19 protein-coding genes are annotated in these 23,822 nt (G+C 59.9%); 18 read left to right on the top strand and 1 reads right to left on the bottom strand.

The features are described 5' to 3' along the window. Window positions 1-102: 102 nt before the first annotated feature. The 7 genes from mraY to ACQY8Q_RS25545 all read left to right on the top strand — a co-directional run bounded on the left by mraY (window position 103) and on the right by ACQY8Q_RS25545 (window position 7,819). Window positions 103-1,203 carry a phospho-N-acetylmuramoyl-pentapeptide-transferase gene (mraY, locus tag ACQY8Q_RS25575; RefSeq protein WP_428429287.1) on the top strand — a complete coding sequence of 367 codons (1,101 nt, stop codon included), beginning with the start codon at window positions 103-105 and terminating at the stop codon, window positions 1,201-1,203. A 6-nt stretch (window positions 1,204-1,209) separates the two neighbouring features. Then, window positions 1,210-2,601, top strand: coding sequence for a UDP-N-acetylmuramoyl-L-alanine--D-glutamate ligase (gene murD, locus ACQY8Q_RS25570; protein WP_428429285.1), 1,392 nt, complete (start codon window positions 1,210-1,212; stop codon window positions 2,599-2,601). Window positions 2,602-2,661: 60 nt separating this feature from the next. Continuing rightward, a complete protein-coding gene (gene ftsW, locus ACQY8Q_RS25565; protein WP_428429283.1) occupies window positions 2,662-3,816 on the top strand; it encodes a putative lipid II flippase FtsW in 1,155 nt (384 codons plus the stop codon). Between the two features lie 22 nt (window positions 3,817-3,838). After that, the gene (gene murG, locus ACQY8Q_RS25560) at window positions 3,839-4,963 is read left to right on the top strand and encodes an undecaprenyldiphospho-muramoylpentapeptide beta-N-acetylglucosaminyltransferase (RefSeq protein WP_428429282.1); all 1,125 of its coding nucleotides are present in this window, start codon (window positions 3,839-3,841) and stop codon (window positions 4,961-4,963) included. Beyond that, window positions 4,960-6,375, top strand: coding sequence for a UDP-N-acetylmuramate--L-alanine ligase (murC, locus tag ACQY8Q_RS25555; protein WP_428429280.1), 1,416 nt, complete (start codon window positions 4,960-4,962; stop codon window positions 6,373-6,375). Before murG ends, murC begins: the two co-directional genes overlap by 4 nt. Continuing rightward, on the top strand, window positions 6,372-7,346 hold the full coding sequence (murB, locus tag ACQY8Q_RS25550; protein WP_428429279.1) for a UDP-N-acetylmuramate dehydrogenase: 975 nt from the start codon (window positions 6,372-6,374) through the stop codon (window positions 7,344-7,346). The genes murC and murB overlap by 4 nt, the downstream gene beginning before the upstream one ends. A gap of 101 nt (window positions 7,347-7,447) precedes the next feature. After that, a complete protein-coding gene (locus ACQY8Q_RS25545) occupies window positions 7,448-7,819 on the top strand; it encodes a DUF2750 domain-containing protein (protein ID WP_428429278.1) in 372 nt (123 codons plus the stop codon). Between the two features lie 98 nt (window positions 7,820-7,917). Here ACQY8Q_RS25545 and ACQY8Q_RS25540 read toward each other — a convergent pair whose 3' ends face one another. After that, window positions 7,918-9,219 carry an MFS transporter gene (locus tag ACQY8Q_RS25540; RefSeq protein ID WP_428429277.1) on the bottom strand — a complete coding sequence of 434 codons (1,302 nt, stop codon included), beginning with the start codon at window positions 9,217-9,219 and terminating at the stop codon, window positions 7,918-7,920. A gap of 382 nt (window positions 9,220-9,601) precedes the next feature. On the opposite strand from ACQY8Q_RS25540, the gene aqpZ reads away from it, so the two are divergent. The 11 genes from aqpZ to ACQY8Q_RS25485 all read left to right on the top strand — a co-directional run bounded on the left by aqpZ (window position 9,602) and on the right by ACQY8Q_RS25485 (window position 23,801). Continuing rightward, window positions 9,602-10,288 (top strand): aquaporin Z, encoded by a 687-nt coding sequence (gene aqpZ / locus ACQY8Q_RS25535; RefSeq protein WP_428429276.1) that lies wholly within the window; start codon window positions 9,602-9,604, stop codon window positions 10,286-10,288. A gap of 319 nt (window positions 10,289-10,607) precedes the next feature. After that, window positions 10,608-11,534: a D-alanine--D-alanine ligase gene (locus ACQY8Q_RS25530; protein ID WP_428429873.1), complete on the top strand. Its 927-nt coding sequence runs from the start codon at window positions 10,608-10,610 to the stop codon at window positions 11,532-11,534. Then, window positions 11,522-12,454, top strand: coding sequence for a cell division protein FtsQ/DivIB (locus ACQY8Q_RS25525; protein ID WP_428429275.1), 933 nt, complete (start codon window positions 11,522-11,524; stop codon window positions 12,452-12,454). Before ACQY8Q_RS25530 ends, ACQY8Q_RS25525 begins: the two co-directional genes overlap by 13 nt. Further along, a complete protein-coding gene (gene ftsA / locus ACQY8Q_RS25520; protein ID WP_428429274.1) occupies window positions 12,451-13,782 on the top strand; it encodes a cell division protein FtsA in 1,332 nt (443 codons plus the stop codon). Before ACQY8Q_RS25525 ends, ftsA begins: the two co-directional genes overlap by 4 nt. A gap of 93 nt (window positions 13,783-13,875) precedes the next feature. Next, the gene (gene ftsZ / locus ACQY8Q_RS25515) at window positions 13,876-15,651 is read left to right on the top strand and encodes a cell division protein FtsZ (protein ID WP_428429273.1); all 1,776 of its coding nucleotides are present in this window, start codon (window positions 13,876-13,878) and stop codon (window positions 15,649-15,651) included. Window positions 15,652-15,997: 346 nt separating this feature from the next. Next, the gene (gene lpxC, locus ACQY8Q_RS25510) at window positions 15,998-16,930 is read left to right on the top strand and encodes a UDP-3-O-acyl-N-acetylglucosamine deacetylase (protein ID WP_428429872.1); all 933 of its coding nucleotides are present in this window, start codon (window positions 15,998-16,000) and stop codon (window positions 16,928-16,930) included. 233 nt (window positions 16,931-17,163) lie between these two features. Continuing rightward, window positions 17,164-17,997, top strand: coding sequence for an outer membrane protein assembly factor BamD (locus ACQY8Q_RS25505; protein ID WP_428429272.1), 834 nt, complete (start codon window positions 17,164-17,166; stop codon window positions 17,995-17,997). A gap of 34 nt (window positions 17,998-18,031) precedes the next feature. Then, a complete protein-coding gene (gene recN, locus ACQY8Q_RS25500) occupies window positions 18,032-19,705 on the top strand; it encodes a DNA repair protein RecN (protein ID WP_428429271.1) in 1,674 nt (557 codons plus the stop codon). Window positions 19,706-19,889: 184 nt separating this feature from the next. Further along, complete coding sequence (gene ligA / locus ACQY8Q_RS25495; RefSeq protein WP_428429270.1) at window positions 19,890-22,049, top strand: NAD-dependent DNA ligase LigA; 2,160 nt, start codon at window positions 19,890-19,892, stop codon at window positions 22,047-22,049. A gap of 106 nt (window positions 22,050-22,155) precedes the next feature. Further along, window positions 22,156-22,800, top strand: a complete 645-nt coding sequence (locus ACQY8Q_RS25490) for a DUF47 family protein (protein ID WP_428429269.1) — start codon at window positions 22,156-22,158, stop codon at window positions 22,798-22,800. Then, entirely contained in the window at window positions 22,800-23,801 is a 1,002-nt protein-coding gene (locus ACQY8Q_RS25485; protein WP_113315528.1) for an inorganic phosphate transporter, read from the top strand. Before ACQY8Q_RS25490 ends, ACQY8Q_RS25485 begins: the two co-directional genes overlap by 1 nt. Window positions 23,802-23,822: the final 21 nt, after the last annotated feature.

The raw sequence follows: 23,822 nt of genomic DNA, 5'->3' as shown, positions 1-23,822 counted from the left end.
CGCCACTGTTCTATGCTGACACTTTTGATAGGACGCAGTTATCCTTCCATCAGGTGATTCTGATGGATGAAACTGCAACGAACCTTTGGGGAAAGGTCCCTCATGCTCATCTGGCTTGTCGAACTGGCGGACCATTTTCAATTCTTCAACCTGTTCCGGTACATCACGTTCCGGACTGGCGCCGCCCTGTTCACCTCGGCATTGATCGTTTTCCTGTTCGGGCCGCGGATGATTTCGTCGCTGCGCGTACGGCAGGGACGCGGCCAGCCGATCCGCGCGGATGGTCCGCAGACCCATTTCAAGAAGGCCGGTACGCCGACAATGGGCGGGTTGATGATCCTTGCCGGTATCGTCGGCAGTTCGCTGCTCTGGGCCGATCTTTCCAGCGTCTACGTCGTCTCGACGCTGCTGGTAACGCTGGGTTTCGGCGCCATCGGCTTTTACGACGATTATCTGAAGGTGACGAAACAGTCCGACAAGGGCTTTTCCGGCAAGGCGCGGCTCGGGATCGAATTCCTGGTCGCAGGCATCGCCGTATACTTCATGATGCGCACGGCGCTTTCGGCTGGTGTTGCCGGTTCGACTTTCGGATCGTCGCTGACATTCCCGTTTCTCAAGGATTTCACGCTTAATCTCGGCTATTTCTTTATCCTGTTCGGCGGCTTCGTCATCGTCGGTGCCGGCAATGCCGTCAATCTGACCGACGGTCTTGATGGCCTCGCCATCGTACCTGTCATGATTGCTGCAGCCTCCTTCGGTGTCATCGCCTATCTCGCCGGTAACGCGGTGTTTGCAAACTATCTGCAAATCCATTTTGTCCCGGGAACGGGTGAACTTGCCGTCATTCTTGGAGCGGTGATCGGGGCCGGGCTCGGATTTCTGTGGTTCAATGCCCCGCCGGCGGCGATCTTCATGGGCGACACCGGGTCGCTGGCGCTCGGCGGTCTGATCGGTACGGTTGCCGTTGCCACCAAGCACGAAATCGTCATGGTGATCATCGGTGGCCTGTTCGTCATGGAAACCCTGTCGGTGATCATCCAGGTCTTCTGGTTCAAGCGCACCGGCAAGCGCGTCTTCCTGATGGCGCCGATCCACCACCATTTCGAAAAGCTCGGCTGGACCGAAAGCCAGGTGGTTATCCGTTTCTGGATCATTGCCGTTATCCTCGCCATGGTCGGCCTTTCGACCCTGAAGCTGCGGTAACAGACGATGATACCGGTCACCACATTCAGCGGCAAAAAGGTCGGCCTGTTCGGGCTTGGCGGTTCTGGACTGGCAACGGCGCAGGCACTGGTGGCCGGTGGCGCCCTTGTCACGGCCTGGGACGACAATCCCGACAGCGTCGCCAGGGCCTCTGCGGCAGGGATCGGTACCGGTGATCTCCATCACGCAAACTGGGCGGATTTTTCCGCCTTCGTCCTGTCGCCCGGCGTTCCGCTGACGCATCCAAAGCCGCATTGGACCGTTGATCTTGCCCATGCTGCCGGTGTCGAGATCATCGGCGACGTCGAGCTTTTCGTGCGCGAACGGAGGCTCCACGCGCCGGATTGCCCGTTCATCGCCATCACCGGCACCAACGGCAAATCGACGACCACGGCGCTGATTGCGCATATCCTGAAATCCAGCGGCCGCGATACGCAACTCGGCGGCAATATCGGTACCGCTGTGATGACGCTCGACCCACCGGCGCCAAACCGGTTTTACGTCGTTGAATGCTCGTCCTACCAGATCGATCTGGCGCCGACGATCAATCCGTCCGCTGGCATCCTGCTCAACCTGACGCCCGATCATCTCGACCGTCACGGCAGCATGGAACAGTACGCGGAGATCAAGGAACGCTTGATTGCGGGTAGCGACACGGCGATCGTCGGCGTTGATGACGTCTACACCGAGGCGATTGCCGACCGGGCAACGCTTGCCGGACACCGCGTCATCCGCATCGCCCGCCATCGGGCGCTTGGCGAAGGACTGTATGCGGACGGAACGCGCGTCATGCGCGCCGAAGGTGGTCTGGCGACCGTTGTTGCCGATCTCGACGGTATTGCAACCTTGCGCGGTAATCACAACGCCCAGAATGCGGCGGCGGCGATTGCGGCCTGTCTGTCTGTCGGCGTTTCAGAAAGAGAAATCCTTGCCGGGCTTTCGTCTTTTCCGGGTCTGAAGCATCGCATGCAGCCGGTTGGCCGCAAGGGCAACGTTGTCTTCGTCAATGACAGCAAGGCGACCAATGCCGATGCGGCAGCACCAGCGCTGTCGAGCTATGAGCGGATCTACTGGATCGCCGGCGGCCTGCCCAAGGAAGGTGGAATCACCTCGCTTTCGCCGTTCTTTCCGAAGATCGCCAAGGCCTACCTGATCGGCGAAGCCGCACCGGCCTTTGCTGCGACCCTTGGGGAAACGGTTCCCTTCGAGATTTCCGGAACTCTGGAGCGGGCGGTGGCCCATGCAGCAGCCGATGCGGCAGGGGATGAGGCGGCACAATCGGCCGTCCTGCTGTCCCCGGCTTGCGCAAGCTTCGACCAGTACAAGAACTTTGAAGTGCGCGGCGACGCCTTCGTCAGCCATGTCGCTGCGATTGACGGCGTGACGATGCTGATTTGAGGGTGACGACCCTGACTTTGAGATATTGGCGCCGGACGCGCCGTTGAAGGGGACGAAGAAATGGTAAGCCGTGCCGAACGTGGCCCTGTGGCCGACTGGTTCTGGACGATCGACAGGTTCTTCCTGGCGACCTTCATTCTGTTGATGGGCATCGGTTTCATGTTGTCCTTCGCGGCAAGCCCGGCGGTGGCCGAGCGGCTCAATCTTGACAGCTTCCATTTCGTCAAGCGCCACGCGGCCTTCCTCTTGCCGTCGCTGGCGGTGATGATCGGCATCTCGTTCATGACGCCGCGCCAGGTGCGCCGCACCGCGATGATCCTGTTGGTGGCGTCGCTCGCCATGATGGTCCTGGCGCTGTTTTTCGGGGCCGAGGTCAAGGGATCGCGCCGCTGGATCTCGCTCGCCGGGTTGTCGGTACAGCCGTCCGAATTCATGAAGCCGGCCTTCGTCGTCGTTTGTGCATGGCTGTTTTCCGAACATGCCCGCCAGCCTGAGATTCCCGGCAACCTGTTTGCCATCCTGTTGTTCGGCATTGTCGCGGCACTTCTGGTCGCCCAGCCCGATCTTGGCCAGACGATTTTGACCACGGCGGTCTGGGGCGGCATGTTCTTCATGGCCGGCATGCCGTGGCTCTGGATCGTCGTGCTCGGCGGCTCTGCCGTTGGCGGCCTTGTGGTTGCCTATACTCTTTTGCCGCACGTGGCGGGCCGTATCGACCGGTTCATGACCGGCGAGGGCGATACGTTCCAGGTGGACACGGCACTGCAGGCCATCATCCGGGGTGACTGGTTCGGCCAAGGGCCGGGCGAGGGCATCGTCAAGCGGATCATCCCGGACAGCCATACCGACTTTATCTTCTCGGTCGCTGCCGAGGAATTCGGCATCGTCTTCTGCATGGTCATCGTGCTGATTTTTGCCTTCCTCGTCATGCGGGGCCTCAGTCACGCGTTTCGTGAACGCAATGATTTCACCCGTTTTGCGGTTGCCGGCCTGGTGCTGCAGATCGGCATCCAGTCGATGATCAATATCGGCGTTAATCTGCAATTGCTGCCGGCCAAGGGCATGACCCTGCCGTTGATCTCATACGGCGGTTCGTCCATGGTGGCGATCTGCGTAACGGCGGGTTTCATCCTGGCGTTGACCCGCCATCGTCCGGAAAAGCGCGCTGTGGAGCGTAGCCTGTTTCGTTCCGGCATGGCCGTTCCGGCCGAATAGGCCGGTGGAATAAGGACTGAACATGACCAAAGGCATTATCATGCTTGCCGCCGGTGGTACCGGCGGCCATCTGTTTCCGGCGGAAGCGCTGGCGCACGAATTGAAGGCGCTCGGCTATTCCATTCATCTGGTGACAGACAGCCGCGCCGAACGGTTTGCGGGCAAATTTCCGGCCGATGAAATCCATGTCGTACCATCGGCGACGATCGGATCGAAGAACCCGCTGAAGATCGCGTCATCGCTATGGACACTCTGGTCCGGTATGCGCATTGCCCGCCGCCTGATGGCGAAGGTGCGGCCGAAGGTCGTCGTCGGCTTCGGCGGCTATCCGACAATCCCACCGTTGCTGGCTGCCACCGGCATGGGCATCCCGTCGATGATCCACGAGCAGAATGCCGTCATGGGCCGCGCCAACAAAGCCTTGGCTAACCGTGTCAGGGCGATTGCCGGTGGGTTTCTGCCTGAAACCGATGGACCCTATGCAGCAAAAACGGTGACGACCGGCAACCCGGTGCGTCCGGCGGTTCTGGAGGCGGCAAAGGTTCCCTATCAGCCACCCGGCGAAGGCGAGGAGTTTCGTCTTGTCGTGTTCGGTGGCAGCCAGGGTGCACAATATTTTTCCAAGACTGTGCCAACTGCGATCAGTCTGCTCGACGATAATTTGCGGCGGCGGCTGAAGATCACGCAACAGGCCCGTGCCGAAGACATGCCGATGGTCCAGGGCTGTGTCGCCAAGCTGGAGATGAATGCGGATATCGCCCCCTTCTTCACCGACATGGCTGACCGCCTTGCCAAGGCGCATCTGGTCATCTGCCGTTCGGGTGCTTCGACAGTTTCGGAGATCGCCGTGATCGGCCGCCCGGCGATCCTGGTGCCTTACCCCTATGCGCTCGACCATGATCAGGCGGCCAATGCGGCATCCCTGGCTGCGACCGGTGGCGCCAAGGTGATCGTCCAGGCCGAACTTTCGCCGGAAAAACTCAGCAAGATTCTGACCGGTGCGATGACCAACCCCGAGAAGCTTGCCACGATGGCGGCAAATGCCAAACAGGCGGGCAAACCCGATGCGGCGCGCTTGCTTGCCGCCATGGTTGAAGCTATTGCCAGCGGTTCGACGATTGCACAGTTCAAGGAAACACGCTCATGAAAATGCCGCAGACAATCGGCCTGGTCCATTTCATCGGTATCGGTGGTATCGGCATGAGCGGTATCGCCGAAGTGCTGCACAATCTCGGCCACAAGGTTCAGGGCTCCGACCAGTCCGACAGTGCCAATGTCCAGCGCCTGCGTGACAAGGGCATCGAGGTCTTTGTCGGCCACAAGCCCGAGAATATCGGCGAGGCCGAAGTCGTTGTGGTTTCGACCGCCATCAAGAAGAGCAACCCGGAACTGATTGCCGCGCGTGAAAAGCTGCTGCCTGTCGTGCGCCGTGCCGAAATGCTCGCCGAACTCATGCGCTTCCGCAATGCCATCGCCATCGGTGGTACGCACGGAAAGACGACGACGACGTCGATGGTCGCGACGCTGCTGGAAGCCGGCGGTCTCGATCCGACCGTGATCAATGGCGGCATCATCAACGCATACGGCACCAATGCCCGCATGGGCGAGGGCGAGTGGATGGTGGTCGAGGCTGACGAATCCGACGGTACCTTCCTGAAGCTTCCGGCCGATGTCGCTGTCGTCACCAATATCGACCCCGAACATCTCGATCACTACGGCAATTTCGATGCCGTGCGGGAAGCCTTCCGCCAGTTTGTCGAGAACGTGCCGTTCTATGGCTTCGCCGTGATGTGCCTCGATCATCCCGAAGTTCAGACGATGGTGTCGAAGATCGAGGACCGCAAGGTCATCACTTACGGCGAAAACCCGCAGGCCGACGTGCGCTTTTCCAACATCCGCATGGACGGCATCGTCTCGGTGTTCGATGTGGAAATCCGCCGCCGCCGCACAGGCAAGGTGATCCAACTGAAGGATCTGCGCCTGCCGATGCCGGGCCGTCACAACGTTTCAAATGCGACGGCAGCGATTGCCGTTGCCCAGCGCCTCGGCATTTCGCCAGAGGATATCGCCAAGGGGCTGGCCGCCTTTGCCGGCGTCAAGCGCCGCTTCACGTTTACCGGTGAATGGAACAATGTCCGCGTCTACGACGACTATGGCCATCACCCGGTCGAGATCAAGGCCGTGCTGAAGGCGGCGCGTGAGGCCTGCCAGGGCCGCGTCATCGCCGTGCATCAGCCGCACCGGTTCTCGCGGTTGCACAGCCTGTTCGAGGATTTTTCCGCCTGCTTCAACGAGGCCGACACGATCCTTCTGGCGCCGGTCTATTCGGCTGGCGAAGAGCCGATCGAGGGCATCAATTCGCAGGAACTCGTTTCCCGCATCAAGGCCGGTGGTCACCGCGACGCGCGGTTCATCGATGGTCCGGAATCAATCGCTCCGATTGTATCGGCCATTGCACAACCCGGTGACTTTGTGGTTCTCTTGGGGGCTGGCAGCATCACCTACTGGGCTGCCGCACTTCCGAAGGAACTCGCAGGCATTTCAGGAAATTCCGCATGAAACAGGTACACGGAGAAAAGTTGCTGGCCTCTCTGGGGGACGGCGTCAAGGAATTGCGCGGACGTCTGACGCCGGATGCGCCGATGGATCGCGTCACATGGTTTCGGGCCGGTGGTCTTGCCGAACTGATGTTCCAGCCGCATGACGCCGATGATCTCATCGCTTTCCTGAAGATGCTGCCCGCTGAAGTGCCGGTCATGGTTGCCGGTGTCGGCTCCAACCTTCTGGTTCGCGATGGCGGTATTCCGGGCGTCGTCATCCGGCTATCGGCCAAGGGGTTTGGCGATGTCGAACTGGTTTCCGAGACGCGCGTCAAAGCCGGAGCGATCTGCCCGGACAAGAACCTTGCGGCAATGACGCTCGATCACGGCATCGGCGGTTTTGCCTTCTATTACGGCATTCCCGGCACGATCGGCGGCGCGTTGCGCATGAACGCCGGTGCCAACGGCGGCGAGACCCGCGAGCGGGTCGTCGAGGTGCATGCGGTTGATCGCAAGGGCAACGGCCACGTGCTTTCCAACGCCGATATGGGCTACAGCTACCGTCATTCAGCGGCGCCGAAGGACCTGATCTTCACCCATGCGGTTTTCGAAGGCTATCTCGAAGACAAGGCGAAGATTCGTGCCGACATGGACGCGGTGCGTCAGCATCGCGAGACCGTTCAGCCGATCCGCGAAAAGACCGGCGGCTCGACCTTCAAGAACCCGGACGGTCATTCCGCCTGGAAGCTGATCGATGAGGCCGGGTGCCGTGGCATGATGATCGGCGGCGCCCAGATGTCGCCGTTGCACTGCAATTTCATGATCAATACCGGTCAGGCGAGCGGCTACGAACTCGAATACCTCGGCGAGACCGTGCGCCAGCGCGTCTTTGAAACCTCGGGCGTTTCGCTCGAATGGGAAATCAAGCGCGTCGGCACGTTCATGCCCGGCTACGAGGTCAAGGAGTTTTTGGGCGAACTGACGGCCTGAACGATCGTTCCATGATGGAAGAGCATGATCATGCAGCAATCGCTGCATGATCTGAGATTTCTTCAGTTGTGAATATTTTTTGACAACACTGTGATGAGGCTATGAGCGTAACAGCTGCACACACAGCGAGATTCTTTGACGAAATCGTCGCGCATGGCACGGTCTGGTCCATACGGGACGACGATGGTTTCCCGACCTCGACAAGTCCGCTTGGTGAGACGGCAATGCCGTTCTGGTCTTCCGATAGCCGGGCTCAGAAGGTTATAGACAATGTTTCCGCATATCGTGGCTTTAAAACCTCTCGGCTTGCGTTGTCTGAATTCGTGGACCGTTGGCTTCCGGGACTGGAAAGGGATGGCCTTTTCGTTGGTATCAATTGGTCGGGCAAGCGCGCGACGGGGTACGATATGACGCCGGAAACTGTCAGAAACCGTATTGCAATGAAGCAGACAGCCACCGTTTCCGGCCACTAATCGCCATCGTCTCTTTGCTGTGATGCTATCGATTAATGAAAAAGCCGCCGCAGAGTGATCTGCGGCGGCTTTTTGGTGTTTGATGCTTTTGCTGACGCTCAGACTTCGTCCTTGCCGGAAAGCAGGATGCAGATCAGCGTGATCACGGCCGCTGCGCCGAGATAGTAGCCAACATAGGCCATGCCGTAGTTCACCTGCAGCCAGGTCGCGGCGTAGGGAGCAAGCGAAGCTCCGAAAATGCCGGCGAGGTTGAAGGTGATCGACGAGCCGGTGTAGCGCACGTTGGTCGGGAAGGGGGCTGCAAGCGCCGTTCCGATCAGGCCGTAGGTCAGGCCCATCAAGGCCATTGCGATGATTGCAAAGACGAAGATGGCGCCTTCGCCCGATGTCATCAAGACGTTCAGGAAGAACGAGAAGATGCCGATCAGGACAGTCGTTGCAATCAATACCTCGCGGCGGCCGAAGCGTTCGGCCAGTTTGCCAGCGATCGGAATGAAGATACCGAACAAGACCGAGCCGACGATCTGGATTTCCAAAGCGTCGAGGAACGGGATCTTCAGGACCTTGACGTTGTAGGAGAGCAGATAGGCCGAGCCGATGTAGAACAGCACGAAGGTCGCCAGCGCTACGAAGGTGCCGAGGAAGAGGCTGCGCTTGTGGTTGCGGAACAGTTCCACAACAGGCACATCAACGCGCTTGTGCTCGTCGATGGCTTTCTGGAACGCCGGTGTCTCGGTGATTGACAAGCGTACCCACAGGCCGACGGCAATCAGGATAATCGAGGCAATGAACGGGATGCGCCAGCCCCAGCTGAGCAACTGCTCCTGGGTCATCAGGTGCAGCAGCAGCCAGAAGGCGCCAGACGACAGGAACAGGCCGACAGGAGCGCCGAGCTGCGGGAACATGCCATACCAGCTGCGCTTGCCTTCCGGTGCGTTCTCCGTGGCGAGCAGGACGGCACCGCCCCATTCGCCACCAAGACCAAAGCCCTGACCGAAGCGGCACAGCGCCAGCAGAAGCGGCGCGATCACGCCGATCTGCTCATAGGTCGGCAGCATGCCGATGATGACAGTCGAGACGCCCATGGTCAGAAGAGCCGCAACAAGTGTGGTCTTGCGGCCGACACGGTCGCCGAAATGGCCGAACACGACGGCGCCGAGCGGGCGTGCGAAAAAGGCGATCGAGAAGGTCGCGAACGACGCCAGCAGTGCCGTGGTCGGATCGGTGTTCGGGAAGAACAGGGCCGGGAACACCAGCACGGCGGCGGTGGCGTAAACGTAGAAGTCGAAGAATTCGATAGTCGTGCCGACCAGGCTTGCCAGAAGAACGCGGGCCGGCGAATTGAGCGGGCCCTTGTTCAACGGCACTGCCGCCGGCGACGTGGAGAGTATGTCGCTCATTGTCATGTGTCCGTATTGGAAATGTGATTGCCGTCTTAGGAGGCAGCTGCCCGGCTTTAACGCAGGCGAAGCGGCAATAAAACCCTCCAAACGCAACAATCGGCAAGTATTCCGGGCGTGGCGATCATAAAAATAACGTCAAGCCGCAGCCGCATCGCCGTTCATTTCGCCAGAGTGATCAAAAATGCCACCTTAGAGGGCTGCTTGCCTGCACAATCCTTGACCAGAATCGAATTGTGGCAAATCTTGGGTTGTGTACCCGGCCACCGGGTGCGGCAAACAGGCTGGGATGCGCATGCGTTTCCTTCAGGGGGTCTGATGGAGGCGCTGACGAAGCGTATCAGGCACTTTTGGGGCATTTGCTCCGTTTGAAGGGGAAACCATGTTCAAGAAGCTTTCTGCGGAATTTTTAGGAACATTCTGGCTTGTGTTCGGCGGCTGCGGCAGTGCCGTGCTGGCGGCGGCCTTTCCGGAAGTCGGTATCGGCCTGCTCGGTGTTTCGTTTGCCTTTGGTCTCACCGTTTTGACCATGGCCTATGCGGTCGGCGGCATTTCGGGCGGTCACTTCAATCCGGCGGTGTCCGTTGGCTTGACGGTTGCCGGTAAATTTCCGGCCTCTTCGCTCCCCGGCTATATCATTGCCCAGGTGGCGGGCGGCATCGTCGCGGCCGCAGCCCTTTATCTGGTTGCCAGCGGCAAGGCTGACTTCCAGCTCGGCGGTTTTGCTGCCAATGGTTACGGCGAGCATTCGCCGGGCGGCTATTCGCTGACCTCAGCCTTGGTCATCGAGGTACTTTTGACCGGCTTCTTCATCTTCATCATTCTGGGAGCCACCCATGGCCGCGTACCGGTCGGCTTTGCGCCGATTGCTATCGGTCTTACCCTGACCCTGATCCACCTGATCTCCATCCCGGTCACCAACACCTCGGTCAATCCGGCCCGCTCGACGGGGCAGGCATTGTTCGTTGGCGGTTGGGCGTTGCAGCAACTGTGGCTGTTCTGGCTCGCTCCGATCGTCGGTGCAGTGATCGGCGCAGTCATCTGGAAGGTGGTCGGCGAAGACGACTAAGACTCTATCATCTGCCTTGCTTCGCTTACGAAAGGCCCCGCGCAAAACGCTGCGGGGCCTTTCCGTTTTATCAGTCCCGCCGTCGGCCTTTTCTCTTGCGCCGCGATTAACACTCTGATTCTAAGCGATGAATCGAAGTGCTGAGATGAGTCGGTGCGAAATATTTTACCCATGTCTTGGATAGGGTTAACCAAAGTAAACGGTTCATTAACTATAATGCCGCTCTAGTGGAGCTGTGCCTGAAAGATGCGACTCGTCTGCATCAACAAGCCAGGCGCAAGCAGCGATTTGTAAGGCTGGCGTAATGTCGGGGGTTTTTATGAGTGGTAAGCATGTAGCTGTCCTGTTGGGCGGATTTTCTTCGGAGCGGCCTGTCAGCCTGTCTTCGGGGACTGCGTGCGCCGATGCGCTGGAGGCCGAGGGCTACCGCGTTACCCGAATTGACGTTGACCGTAATGTCGCATCCGTTCTTGCTGACCTGCGTCCAGATGTTGCCTTCAATGCCCTGCATGGCCCGTTTGGCGAGGACGGCACGATCCAGGGCATCCTCGAATATCTTCAGATCCCTTATACCCATTCCGGCGTCCTTGCTTCGGCGCTGGCCATGGACAAGGCGCAGGCAAAGCTTGTTGCCAGCGCTGCCGGCATCCCCGTTGCCGAGGCGCGCGTCATGGATCGCCATGATTTTGGCTCCGATCATCCGATGAAGCCTCCTTACGTGGTCAAGCCTGTTCGCGAAGGCTCCAGCTTTGGTGTGGTGATGGTCAAGGAGGATCAATCGCATCCGCCGCAGATCGTCACGTCGAACGAGTGGCGCTACGGTGACCAGGTGATGGTCGAGCGCTATGTGTACGGCCGCGAGTTCACCTGCGGCGTCATGGGCGATACGGCTCTCGGTGTCACCGAAGTGATACCGCAGGGACACGCCTTCTACGATTACGATTCAAAGTATGTGAAAGGTGGCTCAAAACACGTCATCCCGGCCGATCTTTTACCAAATATTTACCAAAAAATACAAACACTCTCAGTCATGGCGCATCAGGCGATTGGATGCCGCGGCGTAAGCCGCTCCGACTTCCGCTTTGACGACCGTTTCTCTGCCGAGGGAGAGCTCATCTGGCTGGAAGTCAATACCCAGCCCGGCATGACTCCCACCTCTCTGGTGCCTGAAATGGCCGTTCATGCTGGTCATACGTTTGGTGAATTCCTCAAGTGGATCGTGGAGGACGCGTCGTGTTTGCGTTGAAGGGCAGGAAAGCAGGAAGAGGACGGGCTCCGCTGGAGGCGGCTGATCTTGATGGTCAGCGCGTTTTGCCACGGCCGCTTCGCCGCGTCGTGCGTTTCCTCGTCAGTCTCGGGACGGGCCGCATCCATTTCATGCCATATACCGGCACTGTCTCCGTCGCGGCACTTTTTGCTGCGACCGGTTTCTACGGCATGTCGCTCGGTGGTCACAGCCAGGATTTCGCCCAGACAACCACGACGGCCGTCGGTTTTGCCATCGAGGACGTCAAGGTATCCGGCAACGACCAGACCTCGGAAATCGACATTCTGCAGCAGCTCGGCCTTGATGGTGCAACCTCCCTGGTCGCCCTCGATATCGGCGCGGCGCGCAAGTTGATCAGCGAGATGCCCTGGGTCGAGGATGTTGCCGTGCGCAAGATCTATCCGGGCACGATCGAGGTCAATCTCAAGGAGCGCAAGGCGTTCGGTATCTGGCAGCACGGTTCCGACCTGTCGCTGATCGAGGCAAGCGGCAGTGTGATTGCGCCGCTGCGTGACAACAAATTCTCCGAGCTGCCGCTGTTTGTCGGCCGCGATGCCGAGACCACCGCTGCTGCGTTCTACGCGCGATTTGAACAGTGGCCGGAAATCAGCAAACGCGTCAAAGCCTATGTGCGCGTTGCCGGCCGCCGCTGGGATCTGATCCTGGACAACGGCATCAACATCAAGCTGCCCGAGCATGATCTCGACCGCGCCATGCAGGTGCTGTCGACGATGGACGAGGGGCAGCAGTTGCTCGAACGTGACATCGCTGCGGTTGATCTGAGGCTAGAGGATCGCACCACGATCCAATTGACCCCGGAAGCCGCTGCCCGCCGCCAGACTGTTCTGGAAGCCCGCACGAAGATGTTGAAGAAGCAGGAAAAGGAAGGCCGTACATGAGCATTTTCGGCTCCTCGAGTTTTGGGCTGCCGCGTCTGAAGCCGCTTTCTTCCAAGCGGTCGCATGTCGTTTCTGTGCTCGATATCGGTTCGACCAAGGTGGTCTGCATGATCGGCCGGCTGACGCCGAAGGCCGAAAGCCAGATCCTGCCGGGGCGCACCCATTCGATCGAGATCATCGGGATCGGTCATCACAAGTCGCGCGGCATGAAGAACGGCGTCATCGCCGATCTGGATGCTGCCGAAAGTGTCGTCCGTCTTGCTGTCGACGCCGCCGAGCGCATGGCCGGGCTGACCATCGACAGCCTGATCGTCAATATTTCCGCCGGCCGTCTGCAGAGCGATATCTACACAGCTTCGATCGATCTGGGTGGCCAGGAAGTCGATGCTGCCGACTTGAAGAAGGTTCTCTCAGCTGCTGGCCAACAGTCGCTGCGCCAGGACCGCGTTATCCTGCATTCGCTGCCAACCGGGTTTTCGCTCGATGGTGAGCGCGGTATCCGCGATCCGCTCGCCATGTTCGGCGATTCGCTCGGTGTCGATATGCACGTACTGACGGCGGAACGCGCTGCGCTGAAGAACCTCGAGCTCTGCATCAACCGTGCGCATCTGTCGGTCGAAGGCATTGTCGCGACACCTTATGCAAGCGGTCTTGCTGCGCTGGTCGATGACGAAGTCGAACTTGGCTGTGCTGCCATCGACATGGGCGGCGGCACCACGACGATCTCGGTGTTTGCCGAGGGCAAGCTGGTTCATGCTGATGCGATCAGCCTTGGTGGTCACCACGTTACCACAGACCTTGCACGTGGCCTGTCCACCCGCATCGAGGACGCCGAGCGCCTGAAGGTCGTTCATGGTTCGGCATTGCCGAATAGCGCCGACGAGCGCGATATCGTGTCCGTTCCGCCGATCGGCGAGGACGACCGCGATCAGCCGACACACGTGCCGCGGGCTCTTGTCTCGCGTATCGTGCGGGCGCGCATCGAGGAAACACTCGAACTCATTCGCGACCGCATTCAGCGGTCCGGCTTTTCGCCGATCGTCGGCAAGCGTGTCGTTCTGACGGGTGGTGCGGCACAGCTGACCGGTCTGCCGGAATCAGCGCGCCGGATTCTCGCCCGCAACGTCCGCATCGGCCGTCCGCTCGGCGTCTCCGGACTGCCGGCGGCAGCCAAGGGCCCGGCCTTTTCGACGGCCGTCGGTCTGATGATCTATCCACAGGTCGCGGACATGGAAACACATGCGGCGCAGGGCGGTCTGCTCTCGTCGCTTGCAGGAAACAACAGCCGTATCGCCCGCATGGGGCAATGGCTGAAGGAAAGTTTTTGAGCCCTTCAGCTTGATGCTTGAGGGATGCAATACGGGATTTAGTGATTTGGCCGGCTCGGCAAGGCGGCCAGAAACCAGGAAGGAACGGGTACAATGACGATCAACTTGCAAAAGCCGGATATCACCGAGCTGAAGCCCCGCATCACCGTCTTCGGTGTCGGCGGCGGCGGCGGCAATGCTGTCAACAACATGATCACCGCAGGCCTCGAGGGCGTCGATTTCGTCGTTGCCAACACCGATGCCCAGGCGCTGACCATGACCAAAGCTACGCGCATCATCCAGATGGGTGTTGCCGTGACCGAAGGCCTCGGCGCCGGCTCGCAGCCTGAAGTCGGCCGTGCGGCTGCTGAAGAGTGCATCGATGAGATCATCGATCACCTGAACGGCACGCACATGTGCTTCGTCACCGCCGGCATGGGTGGTGGTACCGGTACCGGTGCTGCTCCGGTCGTTGCCCAGGCTGCCCGTAACAAGGGCATCCTGACGGTCGGCGTCGTTACCAAGCCGTTCCAGTTCGAAGGCCAGCGCCGCATGCGTCTCGCCGACATGGGCATTCAGGAACTGCAGAAGTCCGTCGATACCCTGATCGTCATTCCGAACCAGAACCTGTTCCGGATCGCCAATGACCGCACCACGTTCGCCGACGCATTCGCAATGGCCGACCAGGTTCTGTACTCGGGTGTTGCCTGCATCACCGACCTGATGGTCAAGGAAGGCCTGATCAACCTCGACTTCGCGGACGTTCGTTCCGTGATGCGCGAAATGGGCCGCGCCATGATGGGTACCGGCGAAGCATCCGGCGAAGGCCGCGCAATGGCCGCTGCCGAAGCTGCGATCGCCAACCCGCTGCTCGACGAAACCTCGATGAAGGGCGCTCAGGGCCTGTTGATCTCGATCACCGGCGGCCGTGACCTGACCCTGTTCGAAGTTGACGAAGCAGCCACCCGCATCCGCGAGGAAGTGGATCCGGACGCCAACATCATCCTCGGCGCAACATTCGACGAAGAACTCGAAGGCCTCATCCGCGTTTCGGTCGTGGCAACGGGTATCGATCGGACGGCCGCGGAGGTGGCCGGTCGTTCTTCCGACTTTCGTCCGGTAGCCGCCAAGCCGATCATCCGTCCGTCCATCGCCATCCCGGGGCCGGCGGTCCAGCAGACTGTTGCCGTTCAGCAGCCGGCTCCGGTTGCCCAGCAGCCTGTCGTTCAGCAGCAGGCCGCCCAGCCGGTTCAGCAGACCAGCGATTCGATTGCCGAAGCTATCCGTGCAGCCGAACTGGAACGCGAATTGTTCCTGTCGATGCCGCGCGGCGGTGCAACCGCTCCGGTTCAGCAGGCTCAGGACGATTTCCGTCCGCAGAGCAAGCTTTTCGCAGGCGCCGCACCGGTCGAACAGCAGCCTGTTCTGCAGGCGGCTCCGGTTCAGCGGGCGGTCGAAACACCGGTCTACCAGCAGCCGGTTGCCCAGGCTCCGGTTCGCCACGAGCCGATCGCTCCGGTGATCCGTCAGCAGGCCGAACAGGTCCGCATGCCGCGCGTCGAGGACTTCCCGCCGATGGTGAAGGCCGAAGCCGAGCATCGTGCACAGCCGGTTCAGCATGAAGAGCGCGGCCCGATGGGCCTGCTCAAGCGAATCACCAATTCGCTCGCACGCCGTGAAGAAGAAACGCATGATGTCGCGTCTGACATGACCGCCGGTGCACCGGCAGCGGCCTCGCAGCAGCGCCGTCCGCTGTCGCCTGAAGCGAGCGTTTATGCGCCGCGCCGGGCTGCCCCTCTCGATGACCGTGCCCGCGCTGCCTCGCAGCCGCGTGCACATGAAGACGATCAGCTCGAAATCCCGGCTTTCCTGCGCCGCCAGTCGAACTGATTTTTTAACCCACCTTCCTCCTTGCCGAAATGCCCGGGTTTGCGCCCGGGCATTTTTTATGAATTAGTGAATTCTTCCAATATCTAAGCACCGTGTGTGCGTCGCGTAACAAAGCGAAAGAAACAGTGATTTGGAATGACGGCCCGGTGCAATTATCTTCACAATCAGGACTGATGGGGCAACGTTGCGATTCTAAACGCGAAAGTTGGCATATTGGACCGGATGGTGACAGCAAAGCGTCGCTTTCCGATTGTGTGCCTTGCGGCCTTGGAAAACGCGCGGCTCTGGTCCCATCGAGACATTCGGCGGTAACGCCACATAGCATTTGAAGGCGATAAGCATGGGACTGGGAATTGGACTGCTAGGGTTTCAGACAACGATTGCACACTCTGTTACCCTGAGCGGCACCGGCGTACATTCTGGCGCTGAAGTAGCAATCACGTTTCATCCGGCGGAAGCAGACAGCGGCATCGTTTTCCAGCGTGTTGTCGGTGAACAGACGATCAGCGAATTCAAGGCGGTTTCCTCGCAGGTCGGCAACACTGATCTGTGCACCATCCTCGGTTTTTCGCCTGCCACCTCGATCGCCACGATCGAGCATGTGATGGCGGCGATCTACGCACTCGGCCTCGACAATCTTCTGATCGAAGTGCAGGGCGCTGAAATGCCGATCATGGATGGCAGCTCGGCTCCGTTCATCGAGGCTATCGAGCAGACCGGCATCAAGGCGCTTTCGGTCAAGCGCCGCTATATCCGCATCCTCAAGCCTGTCCGTATCGAATCAGGCGCGTCCTGGTCGGAGTTCACGCCTTATGACGGCATGCGCTTTGAAGTGGAGATCGATTTCGATAGCCCGCTGATCGGCCGCCAGGCCTGGAAGGGTGACATCACCCCTTCGGTCTTCAAGACGGAATTGTCGCGGGCGCGCACCTTCGGTTTCATGCGCGATGTCGAGCGTATGTGGGCCGCCGGTCGCGGCCTCGGTTCGTCGCTGGAAAATTCGGTCGTCATTGCCGATGACAACACGGTCATCAACGTGGAAGGCCTTCGCTACAAGGACGAGTTCGTTCGCCACAAGACGCTGGACGCCGTGGGTGACCTGGCTCTGGCCGGTGCGCCGTTCATCGGCTGCTACCGTTCCTATCGCGGTGGTCATAAGATGAATGCCAATGCGCTGAAGGCGCTGATGAGCGATCCGACCGCCTACGAAATCGTGGAAAATGCTCCGCAGCGTCAGCGTTCGGCGCCGCGCGAAGTGATTGCGGTCAGCGCACCGTAATATGCAGCTATTTGTTCCTGAAAGGGAAATCTGGTCTGACGTTTGATAAGAGCCGGTCTTTTGACCGGCTTTTTCATGATAAGACTGCCACAAAATTGCGTTAATCAATGATCATGACATTGCGGTCTTGTTGCATCTTGATCTAAAACGCGGTTCATAGGCGGCGGTATTCTTACCGGCGCGGGAGTTGGGATTTACGAATGGTAATTGCAGGCCAGTTTGAATTGAAAAAGATGGCACGTGTTGTTGTCATCGCGCTTGCGGCTTCCGCAGGCAGTGTACTGATCACCGCTTGCCAGAACGATCCCGACATCGATATCACCAAGCTGGCCGCCGAAACGGATCCGCCGGAAGTGCTCTACAATCAGGGCCTTGCCAACCTGAATGCCGGCAAGACCACGGAGGCTGCACGCAAGTTCGACGCCATCGACCAGCAGCATCCGTTCTCGGAATATGCCCGCAAGGCGCTGGTCATGCGCTCGTTCATCAATTACCGCAACGGCCAGTATCAGGACGCCATCAACGGGGCGAGCCGCTACCTGAACCTCTATCCCGAATCCGAAGATGCAGCCTACGCGCAGTACATTGTCGGTCTTGCCTATTCCAAACAGATTCCGGCGGTGACACAGGATCAGAAGCCGGCCTTCAAGACCATCGAGGCGATGCAGGCGGTCATTACCAAATATCCCGATTCGGAATATGTCGAGGATGCGCAAGCCAAGATGCGCTATGCCAAGGACCAGCTGGCTGGCAAGGAAATGCAGGTCGGCCGCTATTATCTCGAGCGCAAGGAATACCTGGCCGCGATCACGCGTTTCCGCTCGGTGGTCGAATCCTACCCGAATACCAATCAGGTCGAGGAAGCACTGGCGCGTCTGGTCGAAACCTATTTCGCCATGGGCATCACCACCGAGGCACAGACGGCAGCCGCCGTTCTCGGCCACAACTATCCTGACAGCCAGTGGTATTCCGATAGCTACAAGCTGCTGCAGAGTGGTGGTCTTGAGCCGCGTGAAAACGGTAACTCGTGGATTTCGCGCGCAGGCAAGAAGCTTTTGGGCGCCTAGGACCGGGATAGACAGCGAAGAGATTTGAACCGGGATGCTCTCACAGATTTCGATCCGCGATATCGTCCTGATCGAACGGCTTGATCTTTCCTTCGATGCTGGCCTGTCCGTGCTCACGGGGGAGACCGGCGCTGGAAAATCCATTCTCCTCGACAGCCTGTCGCTGGCGCTCGGCGGCCGGGGCGACGGTTCGCTGGTTCGCCATGGCGGCGACAAGGGGCAGGTGACGGCGGTCTTCGATGTCGGCATGAGCCATCCGGCCCGGCTTTTCGTCCGCGAAAACGGCATTGACGATGATGGCGACCTGATCTTCCGCCGGGTGCAATCTGCCGACGGCCGCACCAAGGCCTATGTCAACGACCAGCCGGTCTCCGTGCAGCTGATGCGCCAGGCAGGCCAGTTGTTGGTCGAAATCCACGGCCAGCACGACGACCGCGCCCTTGTCGATACCCACGCCCATCGCACGCTTCTTGATGCCTTCGGCGGTCTTGCCGAAGAGGCGCAGGCCGTCTCCGGCCTCTACCGCATCTGGAAGGATGCCGAGCGGACGCTGAAGAAGCACCGTGACAAGGTGGAAGCCGCTGCCCGCGAGGCCGATTATCTGCGCTCTTCCGTCGAGGAACTGGAAGCCCTGTCACCACAGGATGGCGAGGAGGACGATCTGGCCGAGCGCCGCTCGCGGATGATGAAGGCCGAGCGTATCGCCGTCGATATCAATGAAGCCAGCGAGTTTCTCAACGGCAATGGCTCACCTGTGCCTCTGATCGCCTCCATGGTGCGCAGGCTTGAGCGCAAGAGCCATGAAGCGCCGGGCCTTCTTGAAGAAACTGTCGAGCTGCTCGACGCTGCGCTCAACCAGCTTTCCGACGCCCAGATGGCGGTCGAGGCGGCGCTGCGGAAAACCGAATACGATCCGAAGGAGTTGGAGCGTGTCGAGGAGCGGCTGTTTGCGCTGCGCGCGGCCGCCCGAAAATATTCCGTGCCGGTGACGACGCTGCCAGCGCTTGCCGTCCGGATGATTTCCGATCTTGCCGATCTCGATGCGGGCGAGGAAAAGCTGAAACAGCTGCAAACGCAGCTTGGCCTGACCAAGGGCGCTTTTGACGCGGCGGCCGTTGCCCTCTCGGCCAAACGCCACAATACGGCAACGGCTCTTTCCGAGGCTGTGATGGCTGAGCTTCCGGCGCTGAAGCTCGAGCGCGCCCGGTTCATGGTGGAAGTGACGTCCGATCAGAACGCCGCTGCTGCCGAGGGCATCGACGTGATCGAATTCCACGTCCAGACCAATCCGGGCACCCGGCCCGGGCCGATCATGAAGGTTGCATCCGGCGGTGAGCTGTCGCGCTTTCTTTTGGCTCTGAAGGTGGCGCTTGCCGATCGCGGCTCGGCCCCGACGCTGGTTTTCGACGAAATCGACACCGGTGTCGGCGGCGCTGTTGCCGATGCCATCGGCCAGCGGCTGAAGCGGCTGTCGAAAACCGTTCAGGTTCTGTCCGTCACCCACGCACCGCAGGTGGCGGCTCGAGCCGCAACGCATCTGTTGATTTCCAAGGGGCCTTCGGCGGAAAAGTCCGAAACGATCTCTACCCGCGTCGCCCGCATGGACGACAAAGCCCGCACCGAAGAAATCGCCCGCATGCTGGCCGGTGCCTCGGTGACCGACGAGGCGAGGGCGGCCGCAGCGCGTTTGCTGGCCGGCAACGTGTAAATTTACCCTCCCCTTGAGGGGGAGGGTCGGCACGTAGTGCCGGGGTGGGTGATCCTTTGTGATCACCTAACGAACACCCCACCCGCGCGGTCCGCGCGACCTCCCCCTCAGGGAGAGGTGGTTTTCAACATCTTCCCATTCTGCGAAAATTCTCTAAAACGACTCTCAAATCAGGAGTCCCAGCATGTCGACCTTATCCATTGCCGTTGAAGATTTGACGCTTGAAGATGCGGTTATCGAGCTGGAACGGCTGGCTGGCGAATTGGCCCATCACGATGGGCTTTATCACGGCAAGGATGCCCCGGAGATTTCCGACGCGGACTACGATGCGCTAAAGCGGCGCAACGAGGAGATCGAGGCGCGCTTTCCGGAGCTGGTCCGTTCCGATAGCCCGTCACGTAAGGTTGGTGCTGCACCATCTGGCATTTTCCAGCAGATCACCCATGCCCGGCCGATGCTGTCGCTCGACAATGTGTTTTCCGACGCGGACGTGCAGGACTTTATCGGCAGCGTTTATCGCTTTCTTGGCCTTTTGCCGGATAATTCGATTGCGTTTACCGCCGAGCCGAAAATCGACGGCCTGTCGATGTCTCTGCGCTACGAAAATGGCAGGCTCGTCAGCGCCGCGACGCGCGGCGACGGCACGACCGGCGAAAACGTCACCGCCAATATCCGCACCATCAAGGAAATCCCGCAGACGCTGCCAGCCGATGCGCCTGCGATCGTCGAGGTTCGCGGCGAGGTCTACATGGGCAAGAGCGACTTTTTGGCGCTCAACGAGCAGATGGTGGCCGAGGGCAAGCAGACCTACGTCAATCCGCGCAACACGGCGGCCGGATCGCTGCGTCAGCTCGATCCAACGGTCACTGCCAGCCGCAAGCTGAAATTCTTCGCCTATGCCTGGGGTGAGATTTCCGAGATGCCGGCCGATACCCAGTCCGGGATGGTCGCGGTGTTCAAGCGCTGGGGCTTTCCTGTTAATCCGCTGACGCAGCGCCTGTCGTCGATCGAGGCTATCCTTGAACACTATAACGGCATCGGCTTGAAACGCCCCGATCTCGACTACGATATCGATGGCGTCGTCTATAAGGTCGACCGGTTGGACCTGCAGCAGCGCCTGGGTTTTCGCTCGCGCTCGCCGCGCTGGGCGACGGCGCATAAGTTTCCGGCCGAGCAGGCGTTCACCACCGTCGAGAATATCGACATTCAGGTGGGCCGTACCGGTGCCCTGACGCCGGTGGCGCGGTTGACGCCGGTGACGGTTGGCGGTGTCGTCGTCACCAATGCGACGCTGCACAATGCAGATTACATCGAAGGCATCGGCAATGGCGGTGAACGCATCCGCGAGGAGGATCACGATATCCGCATCGGCGATACCGTCATCGTCCAGCGGGCAGGGGATGTCATCCCGCAGGTTCTCGACGTGGTGATGGAGAAGCGCTCTGAGACGGCTGAACGCTATCAGTTTCCGAAGGTGTGTCCGGTCTGTGGCAGCCATGCCGTGCGCGAGAGAAACGAAAAGACCGGCAAGCTTGATTCCGTCACGCGCTGCACAGGCGGCTTCGTCTGCCGCGCGCAGGCAGTCGAGCACCTCAAGCACTTCGTGTCGCGCAACGCCTTCGACATCGAGGGCTTGGGTTCCAAGCAGATCGATTTCTTCTTCGAGGCCGACGATCCGGCGCTGTCGATCAAGACAGCGCCCGACATCTTTACGCTGGAGAAACGGCAGAATGCCTCGGCGCTGACCAAGCTCGAAAATATTGACGGGTTCGGCAAGGTCAGCGTGCGCAAGCTTTATGACGCGATCAACGACCGGCGCCAGGTGGCATTGCACCGGCTGATCTATGCGCTCGGCATCCGCCATGTCGGCGAAACCACGGCAAAGCTTTTGGCGCGCTCGTATGGAAGCTACGTCGCGTTTGCGGACGCGATGAAAGCCGCAAGCGATATCACCTCGGAAGCCTGGAGCGACCTCAATACGATCGATGGCATTGGGGATGTCGTCGCCCGCGCGATCGTCGAATTTTTCAAGGAGCCGCGCAACATGGATGTGGTGTCGCGCCTCCTGGACGAGGTGACGCCGCAGGATGCGGAAGCGCCGGTTGCAAGCTCCAGCCCGGTCGCCGGCAAGACCGTCGTCTTCACCGGATCGCTGGAAAAAATGACGCGCGACGAGGCCAAGGCCATGGCCGAGCGGCTAGGCGCCAAGGTGGCGGGCTCGGTGTCGAAAAAGACCGATCTTCTGGTTGCAGGGCCCGGTGCCGGCTCGAAACTGGAAAAAGCCCGCGAACTCGGCGTCGAAACCACCGATGAGGATGGTTGGTTTGTCCTAATCGGTGGGTAATCGCGCCGCTTTTGCCTTAAAAGCTTTCCTCGTTCCCCTGTCTTCTCTATGACGGCTGCCAGTTTATGACAATTTCGTGACAATGGCGAAGATAGGTAATTGAACAATGCTGGGTTGGTTTCGCAAACTCTTACCGCGCGAAGACAAGTTCTTCGAGCTTTTCGAAGCGCACTCGCGCACCGTCGTCAGCGCAGCCGATGCTATGAAAGCACTGCTTGCCGGCGAGGGCGACCTTGATGCCCATTGCGACCGGATCGTGGCCCTTGAAGACCAGGCCGATGCAATCACGCGCGATGTCATGCTGGCGGTCCGCCTGAGTTTCATCACGCCGTTCGATCGCGGTGATATCAAGGACCTGATCCAGTCGATGGATGACGCCATCGACATGATGCACAAGACGGTCAAGACCATCCGCATGTTCGAGCAGACGAGCTTTGACCCGCGCATGCGCGAAATGGGCGTTTTGATCGCTGATTCCGCCAAGCTGGTCGCGGAAGCGATCCCACTGCTGGACCGGATCGGCGCCAACGTGCCGCGCCTGACCGCCATCGCAGAGGAGGTCAACCGGCTGGAAGAGCGCTCCGACCAGCTGCACGACGAAGGTCTCAAGGACCTGTTCCGCCGTCACGGCACGTCCAATCCGATGGCCTACATCATTGGCAGTGAAATCTACGGCGAACTCGAGAAGGTGGTCGATCGCTTCGAGGACGTCGTCAATGAAATCAGCGGCATCCTGATCGAGAACGTCTGATGGACGCGACACTCGCCCTGCCGTTGCTCATCGCCCTGATCGGCGTCGCGCTGTTCTTCGATTTTCTCAACGGACTGCACGATGCTGCCAATTCGATCGCCACGATCGTCTCGACGCGGGTTCTGCGGCCGCAATATGCCGTCATGTGGGCGGCGTTCTTCAATTTCATCGCCTTCCTGTTCTTCGGTCTGCATGTCGCCGAAACGCTGGGAACCGGCATCATCGACCCGTCCATCGTCACGCCACAGGTGATCTTTGCCGCCTTGATGGGGGCGATTATCTGGAACATCGTCACCTGGATTTTCGGCATTCCATCGAGCTCGTCGCATGCGCTGGTCGGCGGACTGGTCGGGGCAGGCCTTGCCAAGACCGGCGGCGATGCGATCGTTCTCTCCGGCCTTCTCAAAACCGTGGCTGCCATCTTCATGTCGCCGATGATCGGTTTCATGCTGGCGCTGCTGCTGGTTCTCATCGTGTCATGGGTCTGCCTTCGCCGGACGCCGTTTGCCGTCGACCGCAGCTTTCGCGGCCTGCAGTTCATTTCGGCCTCACTCTATTCGCTTGGGCATGGCGGCAACGACGCGCAAAAGACCATGGGCATTATTGCCGTGCTGCTGTTCAGCCAGGGCTATCTCGGCGACAAGTTCTACGTACCGTTCTGGGTGGTCATCACCTGCCAGTCGGCAATGGCGCTCGGCACGCTGTTCGGTGGCTGGCGCATCGTCCACACGATGGGCTCGAAGATCACCAAGCTCAATCCGATGCAAGGTTTTTGCGCGGAAACCGGCGGAGCGATCACCCTGTTTGCCGCGACATGGCTGGGGATTCCGGTCTCGACTACCCACACGATTACCGGTGCTATCATAGGGGTCGGTGCGGCGCGGCGTGTCTCGGCGGTGCGCTGGGGTCTTGCGGGCAATATCTTGATTGCCTGGATCGTCACGCTTCCGGCCGCAGCGCTGATTTCCGCGCTGTTCTATTTCCTAGTCGGCCTGCTTTAAATCCGAAGCGTGGCTAACCGG

Source organism: Pararhizobium sp. (assembly GCF_965279435.1).
Lineage (GTDB): Bacteria > Pseudomonadota > Alphaproteobacteria > Rhizobiales > Rhizobiaceae > Pararhizobium.
This window is presented reverse-complemented; position numbering and strand designations above follow the sequence as displayed.